This is a genomic window from Vagococcus carniphilus, assembly GCF_014397115.1.
Lineage (GTDB): Bacteria > Bacillota > Bacilli > Lactobacillales > Vagococcaceae > Vagococcus > Vagococcus carniphilus.
In genome coordinates this window covers 251,568-271,914 of record NZ_CP060720.1, presented here as the reverse complement: position 1 = coordinate 271,914, position 20,347 = coordinate 251,568, and the positions used below count along the sequence as shown (strand labels likewise).

The window sequence follows — 20,347 nt, the reverse complement described above, 5'->3', positions numbered from 1 at the left end:
GGTGAGCACTCTTTAATGCCATAAACTATGTTTTATTATTATGAAAACACAAAAAAAGAGAATAGAAAAAATCTACTCTCTCTGTAGTGAACCCTAAAAGTTAGACTTTTTTGGAGTAGAGAAATCTACTCCTTTTTTATTGTTTCATGCAGTCATTTTAAGACGATAATCAACTGGACTTAACCCACCTAATTTCATTTTGATTCGTTTATTGTTGTAATAATACATCCAATCTTCTATAGCTCTTTTTAATGATTCAAAGCTGTGATATGTTTTTCCATAATAAATTTCTTGTTTTAACAGTCCAAAAAAATTTTCAATTAATGAGTTATCTAGACAATTTCCCTTTCGGGACATACTTTGAAAGATTTTATTATCTTTAAGTTGTTTCGAGTAATGATCCATTTGATATGCCCAACCTTGGTCTGAATGAAAAGTTCTTCTGAATGGGCAATCGGATGTCCTTTCTATTGCTTCTAACTGTGCTTTTTTTATAGATTGAGCACTAGGTCTTTCAGAAATAGAGTATGAAATAATTTCACTATTAAACATATCTAAATAAGGATCTAAGTATAGTTTTTTTATTACTAAATTCCCTTATTTATCTACTATATAATATTTAAATTCGGTTGTATCTGTCGTTAATTTTTGATGAGGAACAGAAGTGTAGAATCTTCTATGGATTAAATTTTTAGCTATTTTACCAACAGAACCTTTGTAAGAGTTATATTTTCTAGATTTCCGCGTAAATTTAACTACTTTTAAATTTAATTTAAGCATAATTCTTCTTACTTTTTTATGATTAATAACATAGCCTCTATTCTTTAGTTCTGAAGCAATTCTTCTATATCCGTAGGATTCATTGTTTTCAATAAAAATATGTTTTATTTCCACTTCTAATTTTTTATCAGGATTTTCTCTATTAAATCTTTTTTTGCCAGTACATATAAGTACTTTTAGGAAATTTAATGATCGCAAGAAGGTCGATTAATTTGAATTCTCCTCGGAGGCTAAAGATGACGGACGAGATAATTTCATTCGTTGTTTTTCTTCCTGCTTTCTTAGCTTCCTCAATTCTTTTAAATAAGCATTTTCAATTTGTAATGTTAATAATTGTGCTTCTAATTCTTTAATCTTATTTTTATCTGTTTTAGGTAGATCTGTATTTTTCTTTTTTGACATGATAGGTGGACGCCCTTTCGTTCTAGAAATCCCCTCAATTCTATTATCTTCAAATTGCCGTAACCAATTAGCAATAAGAGAAGGATTGTTCATGCCTAAGGCATTAGCTATATCTTGAAAGGATTTCTTCCTTGTTAAATATAACTCTATAGCATTCAACTTAAATTGAACAGAATAAGTTTTATTTTTCTCACGAGGTAGAAGTCCATCTTCCCCAAAATTCTGATAAGAATTCAGCCAATTATTAATTTGGGCATCACTTTTAATCTTATACTTTTTCCTCAAATAAGAATAACTAACATCCTTATTAATATATTCTTGAACAACCTTAAGCTTAAACTCATAATTATATTTTGTCATAAAAATACACCCCAAAAGTTAGATTTTTTGGTCCAACTTTTGGGGTGCACTACAAAATGAGCTCCATTAATTATACTATCTGGAACTTTTACATTAAACAAGGCATACGTTACTTAAGATTCAGATTATTGAGAACAAATCTCATTTAATTTTATACAAATATTTTCACTGTCTGCTTTAATAAAATGTCTAACTGTTTCAACAGGAATGTTTCTTTAACAAATCTCCTAAAAAACATCATTAACTAAATAATTTTATATCTTTAAACTCTATTCTCTTTTCATTATCTAAAATAAACTGAACTTCTTTAAAATAATTTAGGCTTATTTTTTTTTAAATCGTATCTAATATGATATCGATATAATCAAAATCAATACATGAATCAGACAATAGTTTTAGTACTCTTTTAAAATCATTTTTAAATGAATTATTGTACTTGCTCAATATATTTCTTTTAATACTATATTCAAGTAATTTCAAATGGTCTTCTCTACTTCGTTCCAAAATCTTAGCAGTAGTTTCCTTTGAAAAATTTATGTCAGCATTTAGTTTTAACAACTCTTCTGCGATTGACGAAAAACTATCATAATAATTAATTTCTCTATGAATCAATCTTTTCTCCAAAAGTTGCAAAAATAGTTCTTTGTGTAAATTCAAGGATAGCGTAAAATATTTTGTGTAGATAGAAATTTAGGGTAGAAAAAAAGAAAGTCCATTCTGTAAAATTAAAGTTACCACAACAGAAATTTTATAGGAGGACTTTCTCATGACCGATTTTACTACAGAAATTATGGAAACACTAATCAATAAAGGAGATTTAGATGATTTATTTCGTCGTCATTTAAAATTAGCTATCAATACACTGCTACAGGCTGAATTAACAGCTTTTCTTGATTATGAAAAATATGATCGTGCTGGCTTTAATTCAGGTAATTCTCGAAATGGGAGTTATTCACGGTCATTCAAAACAGAGTATGGTGAATTAAACTTAATGATTCCTAGAGATAGAAATGGGGAGTTTTCTCAACAAACTTTACCTGCCTATAAAAGAAGCAATGATACTCTTGAAACAACTATTATTCAGCTATTTCAAAAAGGAATTACTATGTCTGAAATCTCTGAATTGATTGAAAAAATGTACGGTCATTATTACACACCACAAACTATTTCAAACATGAGTAAAATTGTATCTGAAGATGTTATCGCCTTTAAAGAAAGAAGCTTAGAATCCAAATACTCAGTCATTTTCATGGATGCTACTCACATCCCTCTGAAAAGGCAGACCGTTTCAAAAGAAGTTGTCTACATAGTAATTGGTATTCGATTGGATGGAACCAAAGAGGTTCTAGGCTTTACTATTGCTCCAACTGAATCTGCTTACGTTTGGAAAGAGATACTTCAAGACCTAAAAGATCGTGGTTTAGAAGAGGTTTTATTAGTTGTCACTGACGGTTTAAGTGGTATCAACGATAGTATCCATAGTGTCTGTCCAAATGTTCAATCAACAATGTTGTGTTCATATCTCTAGAAATATCGCTCATAAGGTTCGCGTTAAGGATAGAAAAGAAATCTGTGATGATTTTAAAACTGTCTATCAAGCTACTTCAAAAGAGAAAGCGCTTGAACAAATAACTTTTATGACAGAAAAATGGGAAAAGCAGTATCCAAGAGTCGTTAATTTACTCATGAATCCTGCTATATTAACTTTTTATAATTTTCCTCCGTCAATAAGAAGAACCATTTACTCAACTAATTTGATTGAAGATTTTAATAAACAATTAAAGAAATACACTAAAAGAAAAGAACAATTTCCTAATGAAGAATCTCTTGAGAGATTCCTAGTTACTCAATTTAACAACTACAATCAAAAATTTTTATGCCGAGTTCATAAAGGATTTAAAAATATAGAGGATACATTAGAATCAATGTTTTAGCTTAAATTATAGAATAGGTTTTCCATTTACACATAATTCTTGATGCAACCAATAAATTTTAATATTTTCGAAATTATCACAAAAGACTATAAATTATATAATTTTACTTTCATCATATTTTTATGTATAGAGATATACTCAATTAGTTCCTGTATATTCATATTTTTCGGAACTTCAATTGTATAAATAGTAGTATATATTCGTTGGTTATTTAAAATCTCTACATCCACATCTATATCTTTTATTATTATTTTAGCAGAAGAGAAAGAAGTAATAATAAACTTTTGTGTCTCTTCACGACAAATATATTTTATTTCTAATTTTTTAATTGAAGGGATTACGATTATTTTTTTTAGCAAAGACAAAGTTATCTGAATTACAATAAATCCTATAATAGATAATTGGTAATACCCCATCCCAACAGTTAAACCAAGACAAGCTACAGACCACAAAGATGCAGCAGTCGTTAAACCTTCCACTGCTTTTTTTGTCACCACAATTGTTCCGGCTCCTAAAAACCCTATACCACTAATAACTTGAGCTATCAATCGAGTTTGATCAGAACGTATAATCCCAACAAATTCAGGGTATCGTACAACTTCTTTTATTGTATTTAAATAAATTTCTGTCTGCAATAATGCTACAATAGTTGCACCTACACAAACAAGAATATGTGTTCTCATTCCTGCAGGTCTATTTTTAAATTCTCTATCAAATCCAATTGCCCCTGAAATGATAACTGAAAGTAATAATGCCTGACTAATTTCTAATATTGTCATTAACTCGACTCCTTTTATTTGTTAAAATTTTTTCAGTTTTTTTATAACAAAAGGAAAATATCTTAAGATACCATTAGATGTACCCATTATTGGTAACATTTATCTAACTTATTTCTAACCAGCCTTTATAATAATCAATTCCTTTAGTATTTTCATAATAGGTAGTGGCTAGATATGAAGCAATTACTCTATCAATTTTATAACCTTTTTTTTTTAAATAATCTATATGAATTTTAAGATTATTTTTTTCAAAATCTTCTGAACAACATTCAATTAAGCAAGTTACATAATTTTTTTTTATAGAACTTTGTTCCCATAAAACCTCTTTAGAGTATTGATAACTAGGCATAACACTTATTCCTAAATGAAATGTGTTATCAGATTTTATTTCTTTATACAAAATAAAATTACTCAAATGTTCTAATTGAATTTGAACATCTTCTGATTTTGTCATATCTAAAGGAACAATCTTTTTTATATCTATTTGTTCAAAGCTATATCCCACTTTTTTTAATAAAAAAAGATCTTCCAATTGTTTTTTACGTTTTTCAATTCCTACTAATTGCTTTTTTAAATTAATTAATTCCTTTTCAATATCTTTTTCTGTATTTTTTAATATTGAATAGGTAGATTCTGGTCCTATTTTATTAAAATTTTTCATCTGTTTTATAGGAACGTTTAAATTTCGATAGAAATTTACTTCAAGTAATTCAATAAAAGTTTGAATATTAAATATTCGATAGTCATTACTATTATTTCGTTTAGGTGTAAAAAGTTCTTTTGCTTCCCAATACCTAATTTTTGATGTAGGTAAATTAAAAAGTTTTGCTATTTCTCCAATTGTTAAAAGTTTATCAAACATATACCTATCCTCCAATATTAGTATATCAATTTAAATGTTGACATTCAACCAACTTCAATGTGTATTATATAGCTTATAAAAGTATTATAAGTTAACACATTTATTAATAAAGGAGGAAAAAAAATGATTCACTTTAAAAAATTTTTTCAACAGAACAAATTATTATTTTTTTTAACAGCTATTATACTATCTATCCAGATGATAGGTATATTAGCTATACCATTTCTTATTGGAAAACTAATTGATAAAGGTATTATACCTAGAAATCAAGATGTTGTACTATCTCTAGGTATACAAATGTTAATTATTGCTATTTTAGGATGTTTAATTTCTATTTTAGGAAATATATTATCTGCAAAATTAGCAGCTAATTATGGGTTTGAAACTAGACAGGACTTCTATCAAAAAACACAGGAACTATCATTAAAAAAAATGGATTCTTTTAGTATATCAAGTTTATTAACCAGAATGATGAACGATGTTACTAATGTACAGCGTTCATTAATGATGATATTTCATTTGGTTTTACCAGCTCCAATTATATCTATTTTTGCTGTTTTTATGACTTTTATTAAATCACCAATATTATCACTTATCCCTTTAATTTCTATTGTTGTTTATTTAATTTCTGTCTATTATCTAATGAAAAAAGGCTTACCTTTATCTAATAAAATTCAACAACAATTAGATGCGATGATATCTAAATTAAGAGAATTTTTTAATGGCATCAATATGATTCGAGCATTTGATAATCAGGATATAGAAGAATCTAAAACAAACGAACGATTTCAAAATTATGCTGATAGCATGATAGCTGTTAATAAAATTTTTTCTCTTTTAACTCCGATTGCTTATATAATTATGGGAATTGTTTTTCCATTAATTATTTGGTTAGGAAGCCTTTTAGTAGGTCAAGGACTCTTACAAATCGGTACTATTACATCTGTTATTGAATATTCTACATTAACTCTTTCATATTTAATCTCAGCGGCTATGGTCTTGGTAACCTTACCTCGCTCAATGGCTTCTTTACGAAGAATTGATACTGTTTTAGAGGTGCCTTTCGAAACTTTAGATATCAAAAATTCTACTTTCAATGAGAAAACATTTTTAGTAGCTGAAGATACGTTAGCCACGTTTAATAATGTTACTTTCTCTTATGATGGCGGAGAACCTGTTTTAGAAAATATTAATTTTTCGATTCCAAAAGGAAAAACAACAGCTATTGTTGGTGGAACTGGCTCTGGGAAAAGTACGATTGCAAAGTTATTACTAAACCTATATCAAATTGACAGTGGAGAAATTATACTAAAAAATCGTTCTTTATATACTTGGGAACAAGATAGTATTTTTGAGATAATAAGTTATACACCACAAAAGGCTTTTCTTTTTAGCGGGACTATCGAAAGTAATCTTTTACTTGGAAATCCAAAAGCAACAAAAAAAGATATAAAGAATGCTATAGAAATTTCTCAAGCTAGCTCTTTTATAGTTAATCAAAAAAAAGGCTATCAAACAAAGGTTTCTCAAGGCGGTTCTAATTTTTCTGGAGGTCAAAAACAACGCATTAGTATTGCCAGAACTTTAATTAAACCTGCTGATTTATATATTTTTGACGACAGTTTCTCGGCATTAGACTATCAAACAGATGCCAATTTAAGACAAGCTTTAAAGGTAAAAATGAGCCAACAGACTTTTTTAATTATTGCACAACGATTAAATACTATTCGAGAAGCAGATCAAATTATTGTCCTTGATGAAGGTAAAATTGTTGGAAAAGGAACTCACAAATTATTACTTTCAACCAATAAAATCTATCAAGAGTTTGCTCTTTCTCAGGGGATTCCACTGAAAGGGGAGAATGAAAATGACTCAAGTAAGTAGTAAATCAAGTATCAAACAGTTTTTTATTTTTATCAAACCCGAAAAAAATAAATTTTTCTTACTAATGATATGTAGTATAATTAGCCATATTTTAGTTACAATGATACCTTTTATTATGGGGATTGCCATTGATAATCTATTAAAAACAATACAAATATCTAACAAAAACATCCTAACTCCTGATGTTATTAAAGAGTTAATTCTTGGTCCTATTATTCTTTTAATAACTGTTTCTTTTATCAGCTCATATTTTTCTTATGTTCAAGAAAAAATGATTGCATCATTAAGTGAAGATGTGACACTACGACTTCGTCAAGAAGTTACTCAAAAATTCAAAAAATTACCTATGTCATTTTTTGACAGTCATCAGGTAGGTGATATTTTAAGTCGAACAACGAATGACATTAATCGTATTTCAGAAATGTTATTAACTGGGGTTAATCAATTATTTTCATCTATTGTCAGTATTATTTTAGGAGTTACTATGCTGTTTTATATTAATGTTAAATTAACAAGTATTGTTATTTTTTTAATAGTTCTCTCATCGATCGTTACAACATGGGTAGCAAATAAAAATAAAAAATTAGCTGACAAAAATCAACAGGAACTTGGTGTATTTAATAACCAAGTTGAAGAATATTTTTCTGGCAATTTAGAGATTAAAGTATTTAATCAACAGCAAAATACTGCCTCTAAAATTAATGAGACTAATAAAAGACATCAAAAAGCTTTTGAGCGATCATTATTTTTTGATTTTACAATTTATCCAGTTATTAGATTTTTAAATCAACTTACATTTATTATGAGTGCTATTATTGGAGCTGGTTTAGTTATTCAAGGTACACTAACGATTGGATTAGTACAAGCATACTTACAATATGTAAATCAAATATCAGAACCTATTACTAGTTTTTCTTATGTTATTAATAATATTCAGGGAGCAATGGCTTCTTTTGACCGTATCTTATATATTTTAAATCAAAAAGAAGAAAAGCCAGATCCACAAGTACCATTGAATATTGCTGATTCACAAGGCAATATTCAATTTAAAGAAGTAAAATTTGGTTATACACCAGATAATTTACTTATGACTAATGTTAATTTCACTGCTGAATCTCGTAAAATGATTGCAATCGTCGGTCCCACTGGAGCTGGTAAAACAACATTAGTGAACCTTTTAATGCGTTTTTATGAAATTAATGATGGCGTTATTACTTATGATGGCCAAGATATAACTGCTTTAACAAGAAAGGAGTTAAGATCAAAATTTGGTATGGTATTACAAAATACCTGGTTGTTTGAAGGAACAGTGCTAGAAAATATTGCCTATGGAAATAAAGTAGCCACAAGAAAAGAAATTATTGAAGCAGCTAAGATTGCTCAATGCGATCATTTTATTAGAACGTTACCTAATGGTTATGATAGCGTTATATCTAGCGAGAATAGCACTTTGTCCCAAGGTCAACAACAATTACTAACAATTGCAAGGGTGATTTTAGCTAATCCTCCAGTTGTGATTTTAGATGAGGCAACTTCAAGTGTTGATACACGAACAGAATTAGAAATACAGTCCGCGATGGCAACAGCTACAAAAGGGCGAACCAGCTTTGTCATCGCGCATCGTCTTTCAACTATAGTAAAAGCTGATTTGATTTTAGTTATGGATGCTGGTGATATTGTAGAGCAAGGCACACACCAGGAATTACTTAATGAGAAAGGTTTGTATAGCAAACTTTATAATAGTCAGTTTAAAAATTAATATACATAAATTTATTATTTGAATAGCTTGTATTTAATTAAATAAAAAAGATAAGCTATCTATGTTTGTTGTCTTGGTTATAAAAATAAAATCATTGAAAATAAAGGTATCTTTCAAAAGATTGTATTATCTGATGATTGAATATCTTTATTTTTTTAATTAAAGTAAATAAAAAAATAAATTAAGCTGTGTAATGACTTGTTTTAAGTTTTATGAAATAAAAAGAAATCTAATGAATAGAATCGGATGTGCCAGAGTAAGTAATCAAAAATTAAGTCTACAAATTGAATTGTTGGAAGATGTACTCGAGCTTTTTTTAGATAAAGTGAGAGGGTAGTCAATTAGCTGTTTCTAGAATACTCACTTAATTCAAAACAAAACAATAAAAAAGATCTACCGAACATATGATAAGTTCGATAGATCTCTAGATAAAGATTAGGGATCATTCTATTCCCACGTCCTTCAAAACTTCTAAATTGTACCGTTACATGGAACCTTCATCGTCCATGTCAATTAGCTTTTTCTTCCTCTAGACCTCGGTACACCCTCAATCTAAACAAATAATCAACTAATTGTAGGAATAAGATATCCCAACTCCTGTTAAACAATACGGGCATCTTTAAAGCTTATGCCATTTAATCTCATGAGCATACCAGCTTTAATATCTGCCGCTAACACTTTGAATAAATTAATCATAAGCCATTCCCCCTTTACTTACTTCTAGCCTAGCACATGTATATTATCTTGCAAGTGACAAGGTTGTAAAATTTGAAAAAATATAATGCTTATCTAAAGCTTAAAGTTGTTGTTCTATAATCAGTAAAATATGCTTTTTTTAGTTTTAAAAGAGTTTTTTTCCCCATCCTAATTAGGAATGAATTTCATCTTTTTCTTATTATGCAATAAGCTTCTATAAAAAAAGAAAAAGATCTATCGAATATAAACAGCCTTCCCATATACATCTACCATAAATTTCGATAGATCTCTAGATAAAGATTAGGGATCATTCTATTCCCACGTCTTTCAAAACTTCTAAATTGTACCGTTACATGGAACCTTCATCGTCCATGTCAATTAGCTTTTTCTTCCTCTAGACCTCGGTACACCCTCAATCTAAACAAATAATCAACTAATTGTAGGAATAAGATATCCCAACTTCTGTTAAACAATATGAGCATCTTTAAAGCTTATGCCATTTAATCTCATGAGCATACCAGCTTTAATATCTGCCGCTAACACTTTGAATAAATTAATCATAAGCCATTCCTCCTTTTCTTACTTCTATCGTAACACATGTATATTATCTTGCAAGTGACAAGGTTGTAAAATTTGAAAAAATATAATGCTTATCTAAAGCTTAAAGTTGTTGTTCTATAATCAGTAAAATATGCTTTTTTTAGTTTTAAAAGAGTTTTTTTCCCCATCCTAATTAGGAATGAATTTCATCTTTTTCTTATTATGCAATAAGCTTCTATAAAAAAAGAAAAAGATCTATCGAATATAAACAGCCTTCCCATATACATCTACCATAAATTTCGATAGATCTCTAGATAAAGATTAGGGATCATTCTATTCCCACGTCTTTCAAAACTTCTAAATTGTACCGTTACATGGAACCTTCATCGTCCATGTCAATTAGCTTTTTCTTCCTCTAGACCTCGGTACACCCTCAATCTAAACAAATAATCAACTAATTGTAGGAATAAGATATCCCAACTTCTGTTAAACAATATGAGCATCTTTAAAGCTTATGCCATTTAATCTCATGAGCATACCAGCTTTAATATCTGCCGCTAACACTTTGAATAAATTAATCATAAGCCATTCCTCCTTTTCTTACTTCTATCGTAACACATGTATATTATCTTTCAAGGAATAACGTTAATAAGTTAAAAAAATATAAACATGTCAATCGTAATCACGTTATTTACAATGACGATTACAATTTAATAATTCAAGGTTTACATATAAGCCATTATTCTTTGTTATAAACAAAAAAGATATTCTTATTTTAATGTATAAGTAATTAAATTCTGATAGCTAAGTAACTTTACTGCTTCCATTATTTTAACCTTAGAGACTAAACAAGTCTCCTTTTTTGTAATTCTGTTTAAAGGACACTGACTATTTAAACAACTAGATAATAAAGAACAATCGTGACATTTGTCATCTAGTTTTGAGGATATCCATTTTTGATGTTTACTTTGATTTATCTCCATAGAACCATCTTCCCGTAATGTTCCAATGTCATTTATATCTTCGTAAAGTGCCACTGTACACTTATAAATTTTTCCATCAGAACCAATTGTAAAAGAATTTGATTTTGAAGCATAACATGTAGATCCAGGCATAAGACTCCAAATTATTGGAACTACATTTGCACCTAAGTCAAGTGCTCTTTTTTGTAATTTTATACTTATCGAGTCCTCTATAATATTAGAATCATTCTCACCCCAATTTCCAATATTATGGAAAGAAAGAATAAAACGGGAATCTTTTTCAAAAAGGTTGATCAAAATGCGTATATGTTCATCAATAATTTCATAATTATCTTGACCTACATTTGTTCGTAAAATAAATGTATTATTATCGTCAATTTCTTTTAATTTAATTAGATTATCAATTATTTTATTATATGAACCTCGTCCGTTAGAAAATTTTCTAAATTTGTCATGATATTCTTTAGTACCATCTAGAGTAATTTGGTATAAAGAAACATTGATAGACTGAAGTTTAGTATAAATTTTTTTAGTTAATAAAGAACCGTTAGTTGTTATATCTGAAAAATATTTAATATTATTTTTTGATCATAAGGATTTGATAGATATTCCTAATTCCATAATAATATCCATTGAGAGTAAAGGTTCTCCGCCAAACCATGAAATTATAATGCTCTCAAGATCTAGATTATTTTTAATTTATTTATTTATAAAATTTATAATGCCATTTACTGTTTTTAAATCCATTTTATTTTTTTCAAAAGTTTCATAACAATAAGTACATCTAAAATTACAGTTTTCATGAACTAATAAAATTAATCGCATATTTTTAGAATCATCAGAATGATATTTTTTTTAAATAATTAAATCGATTTTCAATAGTAAAATAGCTGAAATACCTTCTTCAATAGTTGTAATCTCAAAATCAGGAAAATGTTGTTTAAACTTGTCAGATATAAATAGATTATCTTGCCTGTATCGTGGCAGTAACTCATTTAACTCTTGAACATCTTTACTAAATGGCTTAATAAGTTTAAATTGCCATTCAGGAATAACATTATATCTTACTTTCTTCTTTAATAATTTTTCTGCCATGTCAGCCATTTTTCGATAAGTTACAGGATTATCACATGGTAAATGCCAAGTTTGATTATAAGCAGAGGGAGTATTACCAATTAAAGCCATGGCACGACTCGCATCAGGTGTCCATATTAAACTTCTTAAAGCATCTTGGTTAATAGGAATTTTAGCTTTTTTATTTGCTTTAATTTTATTCAGAAACATTGTGTTAGTGATACTTTGTGTTTTATCAGGACCATAAAATTCAGGAGCTCGACAAATAACAACATCTAGATTGCTATTATTGATTTCAGATAAAAATAAATCGGCCATTTTAGCCCGTACGGCAGCTTTTCTTCCAACAGGATTAAAAATGGTTGTTTCTGTTTGACGCTGATTGTTCTTAGGATACATATAGGTGTTGTCAAAGAAAACTAATTTACTTTGAAACAATTTACATGCAGTAATTACATTTTCTGCTATAGTTAAAAAATCAGATTCCCAAAGTTCAGAATTCATTGGTAAACCAACTGTAAAATAAACTATATCACTATTTTTAATTGCTGTTTTAGTGTCCTCAAAATTTAGTAAATCAGCTGTTACTAACTGATCAGAGTCATGAATTTTTTTAGGATTTCTACCGACTAAACGAATCTCCTTTGTATAATTTTTATATAGTTCTTTAGCTACTTCTTGTCCAATTTGACCATTACTACCTAGTATTGTTTGCATCTACTTATTAACCTCCTTAAGAAAAAGCTTGGCAACAGCTCTAACAGAAAATGGATTTTGTCCAGTGATAATACGTCCATCTTGTATAGCAAACTCTTTGAAAAATCTTTTCTTTATGAAATTAGCATTTCTTTGTTCTGCTATTTTTTGATTTAGAAAAGGTACTTTATTTTTCATACCTGATAGTATTTCTTCTGTGGTTGTAAAACCAGTAATTTTTTTTCCTGAAATGAGATATTGTCCACTTCTATCTTTTATATTTAACAATCCAGCAATACCATGACACACAGATAATAGATAACCGTTATTATTATATATTTCTAATGCAATTTCTTGTAGTTCTTTATTGTCTGGAAAATCCCACATAACACCATGACCACCAGTATAATAAATAGCCATGTATTCTGTCGGAACGATATCTTTTGTTTTTTTGTATTAGCTAGTCCGTTCAAAATAAATTCTTTATCATGATAAAGAGACATAATACTTTTATTAACATACTTCATACTTCTCGGATCAATGGGAACAAAACCACCTTTTGGACTAACATAATCAACTTTTATCCCAGCTTTTTGAATTTCTTCTATAAATTCTGTTGATTCACCTAACCATAATCCAGTTGGTTCATCTGTACCTTGATAGTTTTGAATATTTGTTTCCACAATTAGAACTTTTTTCATTCGATTCCCTCCTTATCCATAATAGTTATAACTTCTTCTAAAAATGATTTTAATTTAATTATTTCGGTCATATTATGCTCAAGATAATAAAAATTCTTTTTACCTTCAGAATAATAATTTACAAGTCCAACATCTTTTAAAATTTTCAGATGGTGAGAGATTGCTGGGCGTGATAGATTAGTTGCCTCAATTAAGGAAGTAACTTGCAGCCCACGACAAGCGTTATCTTCAAGCATGTGAATAATAATAGATTGACGTTTTTTTTCACCTATAGCAATTAGAAAATCACTAAGTTCCGAAAAATCTTTTTTTAGTTCCTTGAATGTTTCCATTTATCTAACTCCTTTTTTTACGGTTTTATGGTTTAATGGTTTAAACCATTAAACCATAAAATGACTATTTCTTCAAGAACATCTTGTCTAAGATAGTCCATTTCACGTTGAGCGGTATTCAATTTTTCTTTCAAATAAAATGAATCTAAGTTTGCTTTATCAGTTATATAAAAAACACCGTCCTTGCCAATTCTCCAAAAAAGAAGTCTAACTTAAAAAATCCTTTTTAAAAACCTTCAACCAATCCTTTTTTTGAATTTCTGATAATGAATCCTTTTCTTTATTTTGTTGCTGAGCATAAAAAACTGTTTCATGAGCTCCAATCTTTAAACCTAAATTTTATCTTTTACAACCCATTTTTCTTCTTGAGAAAGTTCGCCCTTGTACTCAATGTCAAACACTTTTTTGCGTAAGTTTTCTTGCTCACCTTTAGAAAAATCATCAGCATTTTCATGTTCTGCTTTAAAAGCAAATTGATAACCAATAACTGTCTTACCTCTTCTTTTGCCATATTTTTTCTTAATAAATAAGTTCTTTAAAAAGTGGAGTGAGTTCCTCTTTTACTGGTTTTAAAACTTTCTTATAAATTTATTCTTTTTATTTATTACTAAACTGAAAATGTTCAATTAAGAAAGGGGTATGAAAGATATGAACTATTATTAAAAACAGAGGATTTAACAAAAAAGTTTGGCAAGCAAGTTGTTGTTAATTTGCTCTCTATAAATGTAAAAAAAAATTCTATCTATGGATTAGTTAGTCCGAATGGAGCCGGGAAATCAACCACTTAAAAAATGCTAACTGGCAGTTTAAAACCAACTAGCGGAGATATACTATTTACTAAAGAAAGAAACAGTGGTCCTACGATTGGTTCATTAATTGAAGATCCCGCATTGTATAAAAACTTAACAGCTGAAGAAAATCTCTTAGTTTTAATAAAACTTTTTGGGTTAAAAAAACAAGTTTAGGACGTTTTACATCTAGTAGACTTAGAAAACACTGTAAAAAAGACTGTTGCTAAATTTTCTTTAGGAATGAAACAACGGATTAGTGTTGCTGCAGCATTAATAAGACAACCTGACTTACTTATTTTAGATGAGCCTACCAACGGTCTAGACCCTGTTGGTATTAAAGAATTACGTGATCTAATTAAATCATTTCCTGAACTCGGAATTACGGTTATAGTCTCCAGTCATAATTTAAATGAAATCCAACATATGACTAACTATGTTGGAATAATGAACAATGGCATTTTGAAGTATGAAGGTATGATACCTGAAAATACTAACTTAGAAGATTTCTTTCTAGATACAGTCAATTCAGATAAGAGTGAAGGAAAAATAAAATGAAAAATTATATAACTGCTGAATATATCAAAGGTAAACGATCTTTTAGTCACTTTTTCTTTATGTGGTTTCCACCATTAGTAACGTTCATCTGTATTCCATTTTCTCAGTTTATGTATTTCGATATAAACTTTTTTGTTCCTCTTGTTTATAATTGGTGGCCAACACTTTTTTTACCTATGGGGTTAGCGGTTTTAGCCTACCAATCAATACAGAGAGAAAATGAAAGCCATACTCAGAATTATTATTATTTGTTGAATCAAAATATGTTTTGGAAAACAAAAATAATTACTCTATCTGGATACTCCTTGATAGCAAACAGTTTGATAGCCCTTTTGACTATACTTTTAGAATACATCATGTATAATTCATCAAATGTAATCATTATGAATGTAATAGTAGCTTCACTAATTCTTTGGGTCACTACATTGTTTATTATTCCACTTTCAATTTTACTAGCTCAATTAACAACACCAATCTGTTCTATTATTGTAAATCTTTTTGGTATTATAGCAGGAGTTTTTACAGCTGTTGAAAATCACTGGTATATAAATCCTTGGGGATGGTCTCTACGTTTGATGACTCCTATCATTAAGACAAATCCAAATGGTACATTACTACAGGAAAACCATCCATTAAACACTCCTTCGATAGTGTATCCTGGGCTTGGGCTTGCACTATTCTTTTTCATTGTTCTCTATATTAGTGTCCCACCAATCTTATCTAGAACTAGGGAGAGTGATTAAATAATGATTTTTTCATTTAGTGCAGAGTGGCTTAAAACAAAGAAAACATTTTTTAGAACTACCTTATATTGCTCTCCAATTTTGTTTAATTTACTGATTTTTGGATACATCATTTTGACAAATCAAAAGTATCAGCGAGCAGTTTTTACGTTAATTACTTTTCTATCCTCAATTTTTTATTGCCATTTACTGTAAGCTTTATACTAGGTTTGATGAACAATTATGAAAGAGAAGCAGGAAACTTTAAAAATATTTTTGGATTGAACCGCCACTATTATTTTTTATTATCACTGAAATTGATTTTTTCATATTTAGTAATTAATCTTGTCTTTTTATTTAACTCATTGTTGACAATTGTATTACTTAAATATACATTTAATATATCTTCCACTATTTTCTACGATAGCGTAAAATATTTTGTGTAAATAGAAATTTTAGGTAGATAAAAAGAAAGTCCATTCTGTAAAATTAAAGTTACCACAACCGAAATTTTATAGGAGGACTTTCTCATGACTAATTTTACTACAGAAATTATGGAAACACTAATCAATAAAGGTGATTTGGATGACTTATTCCGTCGTCATCTAGAATTAGCTATCAATACACTGCTACAAGCTGAATTAACGGCTTTTCTTGATTATGAGAAATATGATCGCACTGGTTTTAATTCAGGTAATTCCCGAAATGGGAATTATTCTCGTTCATTTAAAACAGAGTATGGAGAATTAAATTTGGCAATTCCTAGAGATAGAAATGGAGAGTTTTCTCAACAAACGTTGCCTGCTTATAAAAGAAGTAACGACTCTTTAGAAACCACCATTATCCAATTATTTCAAAAAGGAATCACTATGTCTGAAATCTCTGAGTTGATTGAAAAAATGTATGGTCATTACTATACACCACAAACCATTTCCAATATCACTCAAATAGTATCTGAAGATGTTGTTGCTTTTAAAGAAAGGTCCTTAGAATCCCAATACTCAATCATTTTTATGGATGCTACTCACATTCCTTTAAAAAGACAAACTGTCTCAAAAGAAGCTGTATATATTGTCATAGGTATCCGACTGGATGGGACCAAAGAGGTTCTTGGGTTTAGTATTGCTCCAACTGAGTCTTCGTATGTTTGGAAAGAAATACTTCAAGACCTAAAAGACCGTGGTTTAGAAGAGGTTTTATTAGTCGTAACTGATGGTTTAAGCGGCATTGACGATAGTATCCATAGTATTTATCCAAATGCTCAATTTCAACAATGTTGTGTCCATATCTCTAGAAATATTGCTCATAAGGTTCGTGTTAGTGATCGACAAGAAGTCTGTAATGATTTTAAATTGGTTTATCAAGCAGCTTCAAAAGAAGAAGCTATGAATCAAATAAGTTTTATGATAGATAAATGGAAAAAGCAGTATCCACGAGTAGTTAAATTACTCATGAATCCTGCTATATTAACCTTTTATAATTTTCCTCCATCAATCAGAAGAACCATTTATTCAACTAACTTGATTGAAGGTTTTAACAAACAATTAAAGAAATATACAAAAAGAAAAGAACAATTCCCTAATGAAGAATCTCTAGAGAGATTCTTAGTTTCTCAATTCAACAACTATAATCAGAAATTTTTGTGTCGGATTCATAAAGGTTTTAAAGAAATACAAGATACATTAGAATCAATGTTTTAACTTAACCGACAGAATGGTTTTTTCCATTTACACATAATTCTTGACGCAACCTTTTCTACTTTCATTTTATATACGGTTTTACTTTAACATGGATATCCTTTATAACATCGTTTATCATATACTTTTTTTTGAGTATTATTTGCGGTTTTATAGCGACTCTTTTCATTGGATTAGCCTCATCATTATTGACTGCTATTATCGGTCTCACAGCATTGGGAAATGAGATTTGGTTATTTTTTCCATTTACATGGGGCAGTCGTCTTATTACAATAGACACCAACAATAGTTCATTAATTAATTTTTTTATGAACACACAGACTTAGGCTCTATACTTTTATTATGCCCTGTAATTTTCTTTTTTGTATTAATTATTGTTTGCACATCTTTATTTAGAAAATAATGAAACAATTTATTAAGGAACAGTATTATGACATTTCTCCTAAATAAATAGTTACAAAAAAATAGTAGATGTTATTTATACTAAGTATGTCTGAGTACTTTCTTTCAATTAAGTTATATGTCCTTATAGCCCCTATTCTAACAGGGGGCTAACAAGTAACAAGAAACTGTCTCAACTACCCTATTGGGGCTGATATGTCAACGTTCTTGTTGTCACATTCCACAAGGAATGGTCACACGTTTCTTCTTTATTTTTCCGGGTATTCTTTATTGAGTAAACAATTCTTTTCAACCTCTTTGGCGAATGGCAAATATAACTGTCCATCAAGAAGTTCAAGGTTACTTTCTTTGAATCCATACGCCTTAGATGATTTATCATACGTTAACGGATAGAGTTTGGCATCATTGCTTTCTGACGAAACAATGTATAAAACGATGGGTTGTTCTAAAAATTCCGTATTCAACTCTTTGGTAAAGTAAGGGAGTGATTCTTCATTCGCTAAAAAGGCCAATAAACGATCCATACTGAAGGTAGAAAAAGTAGAGGATACAATATGCAGAATGTTTATTTCAGCATCATGATGAAGATACAACTGAGCTTGTTTTCCAAAATGTGTGAAGCCAAGATAGATTTTTTTCTCCTCATCAATCAATTGAAAAGTAAAAGAATCTTGTTCACTTGGCGGAATAAGATTGGCTACGAAAAAATCTATCACCCGATTTAACTGGTTATCATCTGCTATCTGTTCTTTTTTTATCTCTTCAATAATCAATTGTTCTATCGCTGGATTGGTTGCTCCAGCTTTTTTCTTTAGGAGGTTTAAAATATATTGATTTTCGTCATCCCCATATAATAAGTATTCTTCCGTGATATGACCAACATCTGCAATACGTTCCCTTGTTTCCTTTTTAGGAAGATTAATTCCTCTCTCCCAATTATTCACAGTACTTCTTGGCAAATCCCCAATTAATTGACCAAATTTCTCCATACTTAGATTCAATGAATTTCGGATAGTACGTATTCTTTGACCAACCTCTTTTTTGTCAACTTCCATTACGAACCTCCTTCAAACACTTATTTTTACTCATTATAGACTTGTACTTAAATAAAGTACGTCATTCTTTGACAACTAAATAACTCAAAAGGAGGGTACTATGAATGAAATTGATTTAAAAAAAGTAGGGCAATCGGCAAAACTTACAAGAGAGCAACATGGTTGGACTCAAAAAGATGTAGCAGAAAAAATAGGTGTCTCTCGTTCGCTATTAGCCAAGTTTGAATGTGGTACAAGAAACTTATCTGAAGACACCTTAAATCGTTTGTTAGACTTCTTACAAATACCCACAGAAGAAGAACCGACTCACCAAGTCATTATTGATTACCTCACCATTCATTTCTTTTCATGCAACTATCAAAAATTTATTGAAGACATTCTAGGCATCGCAATGAAACACTTAGAGTTTTATGAATCAGCCCCATTAGGCTATATCGGACGCTATACGTGGAATAACGTTATTAATATCCTCATTTCAGCAAATGATCCAAACAAAGGAACACTGATTGAACTGTCTGGTCAAGGTTGCCGTCGTTTATCTATGTTAATAAAAGTAAGAAAAAGAAACTGGAAAAATTTTATCCAACAAGTCTTTGATTATCAAGGAAATTTTACTCGAATTGATTTCACTTTGGATGATTATGTTGGCATGCTCGATATTCCAACATTAGCAAAAAAATCGATTTAGGACATGTTCAAACCAATTTTCGTAATAGTGATTTGATTCGCTCCAAAAATATTGCAGGCAATGATTCAAATGGGACAACACTTTATCTCGGCTCTAAAAAAAGTTTATGCCACTTTTGTTGGTACCAAAAAAATTATGAACAAAGAAGGCGAAGAGGGATCCCTTTAGAAGAAGCTGAAATTATAAATCGATATGAACTACGCTATCGAAAAGAAAAGGCGCAACGACTTGCAGAGCAAATTCTAAATTACTCAGATTTCACCACACTCTTCTTTGAACTAGTTAACGCCGCTATTTGTTTTTATGATCGTTCCCCAGAAGAACCAAACGCTAAAATTGATACCGCATGGGCTACTTTTATTAATAAGCACAACAAAATAGCCTTAACCTTAGAAACATCGCCACAGACTTTTGAGAAAAGTATAAGTTGGCTACTATATGGTGTTGCACCCACACTCTCATTTATTCATGCAGTAGATCAAACCTTCCATTCCTCTCATTTAAATAGCATTATTGAAAATGCCACGATGAAGCCTCGACAAAAAAAGATTCTTGAAAATATGGAATCAGAACCACAATTCTACCAAGAAGAAATTGCATATTATTCTCATCAAATACAAGAAGTCCTAGAAGGAAAAGCAAAACAATAAAAAAA

General features: G+C 29.6%; 13 protein-coding genes and 4 pseudogenes. 8 read left to right on the top strand and 9 right to left on the bottom strand.

Annotated elements, in window-relative coordinates:
• Window positions 1-144: 144 nt before the first annotated feature.
• A pseudogene (locus H9L18_RS01470) lies at window positions 145-1,542 on the bottom strand (IS3 family transposase).
• A gap of 333 nt (window positions 1,543-1,875) precedes the next feature.
• A complete protein-coding gene (locus tag H9L18_RS01465; protein WP_126795672.1) occupies window positions 1,876-2,154 on the bottom strand; it encodes a hypothetical protein in 279 nt (92 codons plus the stop codon).
• Window positions 2,155-2,308: 154 nt separating this feature from the next.
• On the opposite strand from H9L18_RS01465, the pseudogene H9L18_RS01460 reads away from it, so the two are divergent.
• Window positions 2,309-3,476 (top strand): annotated as a pseudogene (locus H9L18_RS01460) (IS256 family transposase).
• 86 nt (window positions 3,477-3,562) lie between these two features.
• Here the strand turns inward: H9L18_RS01460 and H9L18_RS01455 are convergent.
• Entirely contained in the window at window positions 3,563-4,255 is a 693-nt protein-coding gene (locus H9L18_RS01455) for an MgtC/SapB family protein (protein ID WP_126795670.1), read from the bottom strand.
• Window positions 4,256-4,358: 103 nt separating this feature from the next.
• Complete coding sequence (locus H9L18_RS01450; RefSeq protein ID WP_126795668.1) at window positions 4,359-5,117, bottom strand: MerR family transcriptional regulator; 759 nt, start codon at window positions 5,115-5,117, stop codon at window positions 4,359-4,361.
• Between the two features lie 123 nt (window positions 5,118-5,240).
• Between H9L18_RS01450 and H9L18_RS01445 the strand changes: the two genes are divergently transcribed.
• Window positions 5,241-7,001 carry an ABC transporter ATP-binding protein gene (locus tag H9L18_RS01445; protein WP_126795666.1) on the top strand — a complete coding sequence of 587 codons (1,761 nt, stop codon included), beginning with the start codon at window positions 5,241-5,243 and terminating at the stop codon, window positions 6,999-7,001.
• Window positions 6,985-8,760, top strand: coding sequence for an ABC transporter ATP-binding protein (locus H9L18_RS01440; RefSeq protein ID WP_126795664.1), 1,776 nt, complete (start codon window positions 6,985-6,987; stop codon window positions 8,758-8,760). Before H9L18_RS01445 ends, H9L18_RS01440 begins: the two co-directional genes overlap by 17 nt.
• A 2,006-nt stretch (window positions 8,761-10,766) precedes the next feature.
• Here H9L18_RS01440 and H9L18_RS01435 read toward each other — a convergent pair.
• The 4 genes and pseudogenes from H9L18_RS01435 to H9L18_RS01420 form a co-directional block, all read right to left on the bottom strand.
• Window positions 10,767-11,111, bottom strand: coding sequence for an SPASM domain-containing protein (locus H9L18_RS01435; protein ID WP_126795662.1), 345 nt, complete (start codon window positions 11,109-11,111; stop codon window positions 10,767-10,769).
• 723 nt (window positions 11,112-11,834) lie between these two features.
• A complete protein-coding gene (locus tag H9L18_RS01430; RefSeq protein ID WP_126795660.1) occupies window positions 11,835-12,770 on the bottom strand; it encodes an NAD-dependent epimerase/dehydratase family protein in 936 nt (311 codons plus the stop codon).
• A pseudogene (locus H9L18_RS01425) lies at window positions 12,771-13,450 on the bottom strand (type 1 glutamine amidotransferase domain-containing protein). It abuts the gene before it with no gap.
• Window positions 13,447-13,782 (bottom strand): ArsR/SmtB family transcription factor, encoded by a 336-nt coding sequence (locus H9L18_RS01420; RefSeq protein ID WP_126795658.1) that lies wholly within the window; start codon window positions 13,780-13,782, stop codon window positions 13,447-13,449. Before H9L18_RS01420 ends, H9L18_RS01425 begins: the two are co-directional and overlap by 4 nt.
• Before the next feature lie 710 nt (window positions 13,783-14,492).
• Here H9L18_RS01420 and H9L18_RS01415 point away from each other — a divergent pair.
• The 3 genes and pseudogenes from H9L18_RS01415 to H9L18_RS01405 all read left to right on the top strand — a co-directional run bounded on the left by H9L18_RS01415 (window position 14,493) and on the right by H9L18_RS01405 (window position 17,550).
• A pseudogene (locus tag H9L18_RS01415) lies at window positions 14,493-15,128 on the top strand (ATP-binding cassette domain-containing protein).
• Window positions 15,125-15,871: a lantibiotic immunity ABC transporter MutE/EpiE family permease subunit gene (locus H9L18_RS01410; protein ID WP_126795656.1), complete on the top strand. Its 747-nt coding sequence runs from the start codon at window positions 15,125-15,127 to the stop codon at window positions 15,869-15,871. The pseudogene H9L18_RS01415 and the gene H9L18_RS01410 overlap by 4 nt, the downstream one beginning before the upstream one ends.
• Window positions 15,872-16,380: 509 nt before the next feature.
• Entirely contained in the window at window positions 16,381-17,550 is a 1,170-nt protein-coding gene (locus H9L18_RS01405) for an IS256 family transposase (RefSeq protein WP_104859673.1), read from the top strand.
• A 647-nt stretch (window positions 17,551-18,197) separates the two neighbouring features.
• Here the strand turns inward: H9L18_RS01405 and H9L18_RS01400 are convergent.
• Window positions 18,198-19,004: a helix-turn-helix domain-containing protein gene (locus H9L18_RS01400; RefSeq protein WP_126795907.1), complete on the bottom strand. Its 807-nt coding sequence runs from the start codon at window positions 19,002-19,004 to the stop codon at window positions 18,198-18,200.
• 100 nt (window positions 19,005-19,104) lie between these two features.
• Between H9L18_RS01400 and H9L18_RS15365 the strand changes: the two genes are divergently transcribed.
• Together H9L18_RS15365 and H9L18_RS15360 are read left to right on the top strand one after the other, a co-directional pair.
• Window positions 19,105-19,692 (top strand): helix-turn-helix domain-containing protein, encoded by a 588-nt coding sequence (locus H9L18_RS15365; protein ID WP_246433302.1) that lies wholly within the window; start codon window positions 19,105-19,107, stop codon window positions 19,690-19,692.
• Window positions 19,693-19,724: 32 nt separating this feature from the next.
• Window positions 19,725-20,342, top strand: a complete 618-nt coding sequence (locus H9L18_RS15360) for a replication initiation factor domain-containing protein (protein ID WP_246433301.1) — start codon at window positions 19,725-19,727, stop codon at window positions 20,340-20,342.
• The last annotated feature ends 5 nt before the right edge of the window (window positions 20,343-20,347 follow it).

Excerpts from the sequence above, each read along its gene's own strand:
- H9L18_RS01455 (WP_126795670.1), bottom strand. The coding sequence starts at position 4,255 with ATGACAATATTAGAAATTAGTCAGGCATTATTACTTTCAGTTATCATT.
- H9L18_RS01450 (WP_126795668.1), bottom strand. The coding sequence starts at position 5,117 with ATGTTTGATAAACTTTTAACAATTGGAGAAATAGCAAAACTTTTTAAT.
- H9L18_RS01445 (WP_126795666.1), top strand. The coding sequence starts at position 5,241 with ATGATTCACTTTAAAAAATTTTTTCAACAGAACAAATTATTATTTTTT.
- H9L18_RS01440 (WP_126795664.1), top strand. The coding sequence starts at position 6,985 with ATGACTCAAGTAAGTAGTAAATCAAGTATCAAACAGTTTTTTATTTTT.
- H9L18_RS01435 (WP_126795662.1), bottom strand. The coding sequence starts at position 11,111 with ATGCCTGGATCTACATGTTATGCTTCAAAATCAAATTCTTTTACAATT.
- H9L18_RS01430 (WP_126795660.1), bottom strand. The coding sequence starts at position 12,770 with ATGCAAACAATACTAGGTAGTAATGGTCAAATTGGACAAGAAGTAGCT.
- H9L18_RS01420 (WP_126795658.1), bottom strand. The coding sequence starts at position 13,782 with ATGGAAACATTCAAGGAACTAAAAAAAGATTTTTCGGAACTTAGTGAT.
- H9L18_RS01410 (WP_126795656.1), top strand. The coding sequence starts at position 15,125 with ATGAAAAATTATATAACTGCTGAATATATCAAAGGTAAACGATCTTTT.
- H9L18_RS01405 (WP_104859673.1), top strand. The coding sequence starts at position 16,381 with ATGACTAATTTTACTACAGAAATTATGGAAACACTAATCAATAAAGGT.
- H9L18_RS01400 (WP_126795907.1), bottom strand. The coding sequence starts at position 19,004 with ATGGAAGTTGACAAAAAAGAGGTTGGTCAAAGAATACGTACTATCCGA.
- H9L18_RS15365 (WP_246433302.1), top strand. The coding sequence starts at position 19,105 with ATGAATGAAATTGATTTAAAAAAAGTAGGGCAATCGGCAAAACTTACA.